Origin of the sequence: Cryptosporangium japonicum, assembly GCF_039524755.1 — a bacterium.
Classification (GTDB): Bacteria; Actinomycetota; Actinomycetes; order Mycobacteriales; family Cryptosporangiaceae; genus Cryptosporangium; species Cryptosporangium japonicum.
This window is the reverse complement of record NZ_BAAAGX010000010.1, coordinates 22,726-30,967: the sequence shown is the minus strand read 5'-3', so window position 1 is coordinate 30,967 and position 8,242 is coordinate 22,726. Positions and strand designations below refer to the sequence as shown.

Genomic DNA, 8,242 nt, shown 5'->3' with positions numbered 1-8,242 from the left:
CGACGTCGGCGGCACCACGTCCGACCTGGGGGTCGTCGTCAACGGCTTCCCGCGCGAGTCGACGCTCCCGCGCGAGATCGGCGGCGTCCGCACGAACTTCCGGATGCCCGACGTGGTGAGCCTCGGCGTCGGCGGCGGCACCACGGTGGACGTGGCGACCGGCGCGGTCGGGCCGGGCTCGGTCGGCTACCGCATCGCGTCCGAAGCGTTGCTCTTCGGTGGCGCCACCCCGACGCTCACCGACGCGGCCGCGCTCGCGGGCGCGTCGATCGCCGGGCGTTCCCTGCCCGCGCAGCCGTCCGCGGTCCGCTCGGCGCTGCGCGACGCGCTCGAGACCGCACGGACCCGCCTGGCCGACGCGGTCGAGCGCCTCTCGCTCGGGCGGGCCGACCTGCCGCTCGTGGTGGTGGGCGGCGGCGGGTTCCTGGTGCCCGACGACCTGCCCGGCGCCGGCCCGATCGTGCGCACCGAACACGGCGACGTCGCCAACGCGGTCGGGGCGGCGATCTCGCTGGCCGGTGGCCGCGCGGACCGCATCGGCGTGCTCGACGACCGCGAGGCGACGATCGCCCAGGCGTCCGAGGCCGCGATCGCGAAAGCCATCCAGGCCGGCGCCGACCCGCTCGAAGTGGCCGTCGTCGACGTCCTGGAGGTGCCGGTCACCTACACCGACCGCCCGACCGTGAAGGTCTCGGTGAAGGCCGCCGGGCCGCTGGCGCGGCTGGGGGAGCGGGCCGGGGCGCGGTCGGCGTGAGCGGCGACCTGGTCGCGCTGCGCCGGGCGCTGCACGCCTCGCCCGAGGTGGGGCTCGACCTGCCCCGCACGCAGGCGACGATCCTCGACGCGCTGGACGGCCTCGGGCTGGAGATCGCCCGCGGCCGCGGCCTGAGCTCGGTGACCGCGGTGCTGCGCGGCGGACCGGGCCCGGTGGTGCTGCTGCGCTCCGACATGGACGCGCTGCCGATCGTCGAGACGACCGGGTTGCCGTACGCGTCGGAGAACGGGGCGATGCACGCCTGCGGCCACGACCTGCACATGGCCGGCCTGGTCGGGGCGGCCCGGCTGCTGGCCGGACGCCGCGACTCGTTACCGGGCACGGTCGTGTTCATGTTCCAGCCCGGCGAGGAGGGCCACGGGGGCGGCCGGCTGATGATCGACGAGGGAGTGCTGTCCGCCGCCGGTGAGCGCCCGGTGGCGGCCTACGCCGTGCACGTGGACTGCGTGACCCCGGGCGGGCAGCTCGTCACCCGGCCCGGCCCGATCATGTCGAGCGCCAGCGCGCTGCGGGTGCGGGTGGCCGGCACCGGAGGCCACGCCGCCTACCCGCACCACGCGGTCGACCCGGTCCCGGTGGCCGCCGAGATCATCCTCGCCGTGCAGTCGTTCGCCGCCCGCCGCGTGCCGGTCTCCGACCCGGCGGTGCTGTCGGTGACCCGCCTGACGTCGGACTCGGCCGCGAGCAACGTGCTGGCCGGCGCCGTCGACCTCGAGGTGAACATCCGCACGCTCTCCCGCGGGACGCTGGCGCTCGTCCGCTCCGGCCTGCCGACGCTCCTCGAGGGCATCGGCGCGGCCCACGGCTGCACGGTCTCCACCGAGTTCGTCGACTCCTACCCGGTCACGGTCAACGACCCGGTGGAGACGTCCCGGGTGATGTCGTTGCTCTCCGACCGCGTGGTGCACCTGCCGTTCCCCGGCATGGCGTCCGAGGACTTCGCCTACGTCCTCGACGAGGTACCGGGCAGCCTGCTGTTCCTCGGCGTCCAGCCGCCCGACGGCCCGACCGGCGGAATGCACTCCGACCGGGCCACGTTCGACGACTCCCACCTCGACGCGCACGCCGCGCTGCTCGCCGAGCTGGCCCTCGCGCGCCTTCAATGAGGTATGTCGCACGCCACGCTGTTCCTGATGGTCGGGCTCCCCGCCGCCGGCAAGACCACCCGCGCCCGTGAACTCGCCGCGACCCACCGGGCGCTGCGGCTGACCCCCGACCACTGGATGATCCCGCTGTTCGGCGACTCGATGGCCGACGGCAAACGCTGGGTGCTCGAGGGGCGGCTCGTCTCGGTCGCGGTGCAGGCGCTGCGGTTGGGCACGAGTGTGGTGCTCGACTACGGGCTGTGGGGCCGGGACGAACGGTCGGCGCTGCGGTGGCTGGCCGGGTGGGCCGGAGCCGCGTGCGAGGTGGTGTACCTGCCGGTGGAGAAGGACGTGCAGCTCGCGCGCATCGCCGAGCGGGGGCGGACGGCGGCGCACGAGACGTTCGCGATGACCGAGGCGGATCTCGACGGGTGGCGTCCGCGGTTCGAGGTGCCGGACGAGGCGGAGTTGGCGGGTCGGGCGCTTCCCGGGCCGCCGGTGGGGTGGGCGGGTTGGCGCGAGTGGGCCGCGGACCACTGGCCGACGTGCCTGGACGGTTAGCCGGTGGGGTGCGGCCCCTCGGTCAGCCGAGTCGCTCGGCCAGGGCGAGGAGGATTCCGGCGGGGCCGCGGAGGTAGCAGAGCCGGTAGCTGTCCGCGTACCGGACCACCTCGCCGAGCAGCTCGGCGCCGTGCGGACGGAGGCGCTCCAGGACGGCGTCGAGGTCGTCGACGGCGAACATGAGGCGGTGGGCGCCCAGGGTGTTCGCCGGAGCGTGTCCCTCGCCCGGACGGGTCTCCGGCGAGTGGTACCGGGTGAGCTCCACCCGCCCGTGACCGTCGGGCGTGCGCATCATCACGATGTCCGACCGCACCCCGGCCAGCCCGACGAGCCGGTCGACGTCGCGGCCCTCGACGGTCGCCTCACCCTCCGGCTCGAGCCCGAGCGCGCCGAAGAACGCTGTCGCGGCCTCGAGGTCGTCGACGACGATCGCGACGTTGTCCAGCCGCCGGAGAGCACCCATACCGCCCAGCCTCCCGCACCCCACCTCCGGTCGTCCACGGACTCTCCGCGTGTCAGCGGACTGCTCGGCGAGGTCGGGGCCCGGCGTCCATCCCGGGCACCGCCGCAGGATCGAACCCGCACGAGAGAAGACGTTCGCCGGCGACCCTGCGTGGTCAGCGCGCTAGCCGTCCGCGCGCTGAGCCGGTCGCGCGGGGCGGGGACGAGCGGCCGGGTGTGTGGGGCCGGCCGGGATGGGGGCGCGAGCGGTGGGGCGGGGTGGGGGGTGCGCTAGCGTGCGGGGATGATCGCGAGTGAGCCCGTGCGGCGTCCGGGTGGTCGTGATCGTGTCGCCGGGCTGGTCTTCGCCGCCGCGGTGGGGGCGCTGGCCGGCGCGTCGGTGGTGCGGCGGCGGCGGGGGCGCGCGGCGGTGGCCGGTGCGGTGGCGCTCGCGGCCACCGAGGCCGTGGCGCGTACCCGGCAGCGGCCCGGTGAGGTTCCGCCGTGGTGGTCGCGGGTCGTGATGAGCGGTGCGGTGGCGGCGCCGGTGGGCTGGCTCGGCGGGCGGGTCACCGACGCCGGTCCGGTGGCGGTCGGCACCGTGGCCGGTGCGGTCGCGGGCGCGTTCGGGTTGCGTCCGCAGAAGGTGGCGCTCGGCCCGGTGGTGGGTGCCGCCGTCGGAGCGGCCTGGCGGTCGGCCGGCGGCGGCGGGCAGGCCGGTGCGGTGGCGGCCGGTGCGGTGGTCGCGTTCCGGGTGGTGTCCGCGCTGCTCTTCCGCGACGCCCAGGTGGGCCTGCTGGCCGCGGGCGTACCGGCCGGACAACTGCCGTTCGTGGTGCCGCTCGAGGCCCGGTCGCGCTACGTCGGCACCGGCTACGTGCGTGAACTCGCCGAGGTGATCGGCGGCGACTACCGGCCCGACGCCCCCGACGTGGGCATCGTGGCCTCGCTCGACGACCTGGCCGGCCCCGGCTTCGACCCCGCGGACGTCGAGCCGCTGGTACGCGAGTTCTACGAGCACACGACCCGGTTCCGGCTCGACATCGTGCCCGAGTGGCGGCTCTGGGTGCGCCCCGGATACCTGCTCTACCGCACGCTCGTGGCGCGCCCGGTGGGCCAGGCCAACGTGCCGATGAACCAGCGCGAGACCGTGCGCGGCGTCCGCAGCCACATCGACACGATCACTCCCGACGGCACCGACGTGATCGGCGTCCGCGGCTGGATCCGCTCGTTCGCCGACACCGACGAACCCATCTACGTGGGCATCTACACCACGTACCGGCACGAGGGACGCGGCTACGTCAGCGTCGGCTTCCCGGTGCCGCAGGGCAGCTTCACCGCCACCCTGCTGCCCCGCTCCCGCCCCGACCACGGCCTGGTGCTCACCAGCCACAGCGAGCTGCCCCACCCCGGCCACTACCTCACCTACATCGACCCCGGCACCCGCGACCTCACCACCCTGAGCGTCGCCGGCTTCGCCGAACGCCTGGACGTGTACACGAAGGACGGCGAGCTCCGCGCCGAACACGCCTTCTCCCTGTTCGGCCTGCCGTTCCTGGTCCTGCACTACACGATCCGCCGCAAGTAGCCGCCGACCCGCGGACTCACAGCGGGAACAGTTCGAGGTAGTCGGCGATGAAGAGGCTCAGGCCCGCGGCGACGCAGAAGCCGGCCACGATCCAGAACCTCGCGACGATCGTGGTCTCGGGCCAGCCGGCCAGTTCGAAGTGGTGCTGCAGGGGCGCCATCCGGAACACCCGCTTGCCGGTGCTGCGGAACGAGATGATCTGGATGACGACCGACATCGTCACGATGACGAACAGCCCGCCGAGGATCAGCAGCAGCAGCGTGGTGCGGGTGGTGAGGGCCAGGCCGGCGATCAGGCCGCCGATGCCGAGCGCGCCGGTGTCGCCCATGAACAGGCGGGCCGGGGGCGCGTTCCACCAGAGGAACCCGGCCAGCGCGCCGGCCGCGGCGGCGGCGATCAGCGCGGTGTCGAGCGGGTCGCGCACCGTGTAGCAGGCCGGGCCACCGACCTCGACGCAGAGGTGCCGGTACTGCCACAGCCCGATCAGGACGTAACTGAGCAGCACCATGATCGACGGGCCGGTGGCCAGCCCGTCCAGCCCATCGGTGAGGTTGACGCCGTTGGCCGCGGCGATCACCACGACGACGAAGAACAGCGCCGCGCCGACCTGGGTCAGGTGAACCCAGGAGATGTCCCGGGTGAACGAGAGCCGCTCCGACGCGATCGGGTAGCCGTTCCCGTCGGGCAGGTTGAGCGCCAGCACCGCGAAGCCGGCCGCGACGACGGCCTGGCCGATCAGCTTGCCCCGCTTGGTGAGGCCGAGGCTGCGCTTCTTGCGGATCTTGATGTAGTCGTCGACGAACCCGACCGCGCCCATGCCGACGAACAGGCCGAGCAGCGTCACCGCGGTCGGGCTCACCGTATGGTCACGGACCACGACGTCGGTGACCAGGTACGCGATGACGGTCGCCGCGATGAAGACGATCCCGCCCATCGTCGGTGTACCGCGCTTGGACCGGTGGTGCTTCGGGCCCTCGTCGCGGATCTCCTGCCCGAACTTCAACCGGCGCAGATGCCCGATCGCGACCGGCGTGCTGAAGATCGAGACGACGAACGCCACGAACCCCGCCGCCAGAACACTTCTCACCCGTGGCCCCCCGCTCACTCGGACTCCGCGCGAGGGTACGGCCGACCGCCAAGACCGGCGTCCGCCAGACTGTGTCCCGATGAGCGCCTACCTGCACACCGAACGTCTGACCCTGCGTCGGTTCACCGCCGCCGACGCGGACCTCCTGATCGAACTGGACAGTGACCCGGAGGTCATGCGTTACCTGACCGGCGGCGCCCCGACCGCACCGGACGACGTCCGCGGGCGTGACCTGCCGGGCATCCTCGCCGGCTACGAGCGGTGGGGCGGCGACTTCGGGGTGTTCGCCGCGGAGGACACCGACCGCCGGGCGTTCGTCGGCTGGTTCTTCCTCCGTCCCGAGCCGGGCGGCCCGCGGGACGAGGCCGAGCTCGGCTACCGGCTACGCCGCGCGGAGTGGGGCCGGGGCTACGCCACCGAAGGCGCGAGAACGTTGCTCGAGAAGGCGTTCACCGAGCTCGGCGTCCGCACGGTCTGGGCCGAGACGATGACGGTCAACCAGAGCTCCCGCCGGGTGCTGGAGAAGATCGGGATGACGGTGACCGGCACCCTGGACACCCCGCCCGACATGCGGACGATCGACGGCGCCGAATACGGCGGCGTCCGCTACGAGATCACGCGGGAGTCTTCGGCTCGGCGCTGAACGCGGAGATGTCGTCGCTCGTGGCGCCGTCCAGGGCCAGGTCGGCGAGGATCCGGCCGATCGCCGGCGTGAACTTGAACGCGTGGCCGGCGCCCAGGGCCACGATCAGGTCCGGGTACCCGGCGAGCGGGCCGAGCACGAACTCGCGGTCGGCGGTGAGCGCGTACTGGCAGGTCACGGTGCGCAGCGCGGGGCCGCTGCCGGGGATCGTCGCGTGCATGAACCCGGTGAGCTCTCCGAGTAGCTCCGCCGACGGCTCGAACGTGCGCTCGGCCGGGGCCATGTAGTTGTTCGAGACGTCACGCGCGGCCTTGATCGTCGGCTCGCCGTACGTCGGGAAGCCGTAGTAGCAGTTCGTGTCGAGCCAGACCCAGACCGGGAAACGCGCGGGGTCGTAGGCCGCGGGGTCGGCCGGCTTGAAGTACGTGACCTGCTCCTGCATGGTGACGAGCGGGATCTCGGCGCCGAGCGGGGCGAGGAGCTCGTTGGTCCAGGCGTCGGTCGCGAGGATCACCTTCCGCGCGCGGACGGCGCCGGCGGCGGTCTCGACGAGGACACCACCGGCGCCCGGCCGCACCGCGGTCACCGGCGTGTCCGGCCGCAGCTCGGCGCCGGCCACGCGGGCCCGCAGCTGGAGCACGGCGACGGTGCGTGCGGCGTGGACGATCGCGGTGTCCGACGTCCAGATGGTCTCGACGCCATCCGGGACGCGGAACTGCGGCCAGCGGGAGTGCACGTCGGCCGGCGTCAGCTCGTCGTACGGGAGGCCGGTCTCGGTCAGCGACGACGCGAACGCCCCGGCTGAGTACGGGCCGCCGGTCGGGGCGAAGATCAGGCCGCCGGTGGTGGTCACCAGCCGTTCGCCGGACACCCTCTCGAGGTCGGCCCAGTCCCGGTACGCCGACTGGGCGAGCCGCACGTACCGGGTCTCCCCGTACGAGGTCCGCAGGATCCGCGACGTGTCGTGCGACGCACCGCGCACGTGCCCCAGCTCGAACTGCTCGAACGCGACCACGGTCACGCCCCGTCGCGCGAGCTGGTAGGCGGCGGCGCTGCCGAGCGCGCCGAGGCCGACGACGGCGACGTCGAAGCTCTGAGTCATGGCGGTGACGCTAGAGGCCGGACCGGGCGCGGCCACTGTCGTCATCTCCCGATCACCGGTGGGCATCTTGTGCCGGCGGACAAGCGGAACGGTTGCGCGCGACCCCCCGCGGCCGCGACCCTCGACGGGGACCCCGATCCGGGAGGTAACAATGGCCGATCAGCGCGGAATGGCCGTCGGTACGCACCTGACCATGGCGGCACCGCCCACGTTCGACTCCGTCGACGCCGAACGCGCCCACCGCAAGGCCGTGCTGGCGGCGGCGTTCCGGATGTTCAGCAAGGCCGGTCTCGACGAGGGCGTCGCCGGGCACATCACGGTGCGCGACCCCGGTGAACCGGACACCTACTGGGTCAACCCGTTCGGCATGCACTTCAGCATGATCAGGAGCAGCGACCTGGTGCGGGTGGGGCACGACGCGCAGGTCGTCGAAGGGGACCGGGCGGTCAACGGGGCGGCGGTCGCGATCCACACCGCGGTGCACGCCGCCCGCCCGGACGTGCTGGCTGCGGCGCACGCCCACGGCCCGGCGGGCAAGACGCTCTCGGCCCTGGACATGACGATCGAGCCGCTCACCCAGGACGCCTGCGCGTTCTACCAGGACATCGGCCTCTTCGACGACTACACCGGGGTGGTGCTCGACCCGGCCGAGGGCAAGCGGATCGGCGAAGCGCTCGGAGCGCACAAGGCCGTGATCCTGCGCAACCACGGCATGCTCACGGTGGGCGCCAGCGTCGAGAGCGCGGCCTGGTGGTTCCTCACCCTGGAGCGCACCGCCCAGTGCCAGCTGCAGGCCTACGCGGCCGCGGCCGGGCTCGGCGCGAAGCCGCGGCAGATCGGCCCGGAGGAGGCCACGACCACCCGCGGGCAGGTGGGCGGCGAGTTCGCCGGCTGGTTCCAGTTCCAGCCGATCTGGGAGCGGATCAGCGCCGACCACCCGGACATCTTCGAGTGACCGGG

General features: G+C 73.5%; 9 protein-coding genes. 6 read left to right on the top strand and 3 right to left on the bottom strand.

The window, feature by feature from the left end:
- The 3 genes from ABD437_RS13085 to ABD437_RS13075 all read left to right on the top strand — a co-directional run.
- Positions 1-754: hydantoinase/oxoprolinase family protein (locus ABD437_RS13085; protein WP_344649064.1), on the top strand; the 754-nt coding region annotated here is incomplete at its 5' end.
- Positions 751-1,881: a M20 metallopeptidase family protein gene (locus tag ABD437_RS13080; RefSeq protein WP_344649063.1), complete on the top strand. Its 1,131-nt coding sequence runs from the start codon at positions 751-753 to the stop codon at positions 1,879-1,881. The genes ABD437_RS13085 and ABD437_RS13080, both read left to right, overlap by 4 nt.
- A 3-nt stretch (positions 1,882-1,884) precedes the next feature.
- Complete coding sequence (locus tag ABD437_RS13075) at positions 1,885-2,421, top strand: P-loop nucleotide/nucleoside kinase family protein (RefSeq protein ID WP_344649062.1); 537 nt, start codon at positions 1,885-1,887, stop codon at positions 2,419-2,421.
- A 22-nt stretch (positions 2,422-2,443) separates the two neighbouring features.
- Here ABD437_RS13075 and ABD437_RS13070 read toward each other — a convergent pair whose 3' ends face one another.
- On the bottom strand, positions 2,444-2,884 hold the full coding sequence (locus ABD437_RS13070; protein WP_344649061.1) for a VOC family protein: 441 nt from the start codon (positions 2,882-2,884) through the stop codon (positions 2,444-2,446).
- Positions 2,885-3,166: 282 nt separating this feature from the next.
- On the opposite strand from ABD437_RS13070, the gene ABD437_RS13065 reads away from it, so the two are divergent.
- Positions 3,167-4,450 carry a hypothetical protein gene (locus tag ABD437_RS13065; protein WP_344649060.1) on the top strand — a complete coding sequence of 428 codons (1,284 nt, stop codon included), beginning with the start codon at positions 3,167-3,169 and terminating at the stop codon, positions 4,448-4,450.
- A gap of 16 nt (positions 4,451-4,466) precedes the next feature.
- Here the strand turns inward: ABD437_RS13065 and mraY are convergent, their stop codons facing one another.
- Complete coding sequence (gene mraY, locus ABD437_RS13060) at positions 4,467-5,537, bottom strand: phospho-N-acetylmuramoyl-pentapeptide-transferase (protein ID WP_344649059.1); 1,071 nt, start codon at positions 5,535-5,537, stop codon at positions 4,467-4,469.
- A gap of 79 nt (positions 5,538-5,616) precedes the next feature.
- Here mraY and ABD437_RS13055 point away from each other — a divergent pair, with 79 nt between their 5' ends.
- Positions 5,617-6,180: a GNAT family N-acetyltransferase gene (locus ABD437_RS13055; RefSeq protein WP_344649058.1), complete on the top strand. Its 564-nt coding sequence runs from the start codon at positions 5,617-5,619 to the stop codon at positions 6,178-6,180.
- Here the strand turns inward: ABD437_RS13055 and solA are convergent.
- Positions 6,152-7,282, bottom strand: coding sequence for an N-methyl-L-tryptophan oxidase (solA, locus tag ABD437_RS13050; protein WP_344649057.1), 1,131 nt, complete (start codon positions 7,280-7,282; stop codon positions 6,152-6,154). The genes ABD437_RS13055 and solA overlap by 29 nt on opposite strands.
- Positions 7,283-7,433: 151 nt before the next feature.
- Here solA and ABD437_RS13045 point away from each other — a divergent pair, with 151 nt between their 5' ends.
- Positions 7,434-8,237 (top strand): class II aldolase/adducin family protein, encoded by an 804-nt coding sequence (locus tag ABD437_RS13045; RefSeq protein WP_344649056.1) that lies wholly within the window; start codon positions 7,434-7,436, stop codon positions 8,235-8,237.
- Positions 8,238-8,242 lie beyond the last annotated feature (5 nt).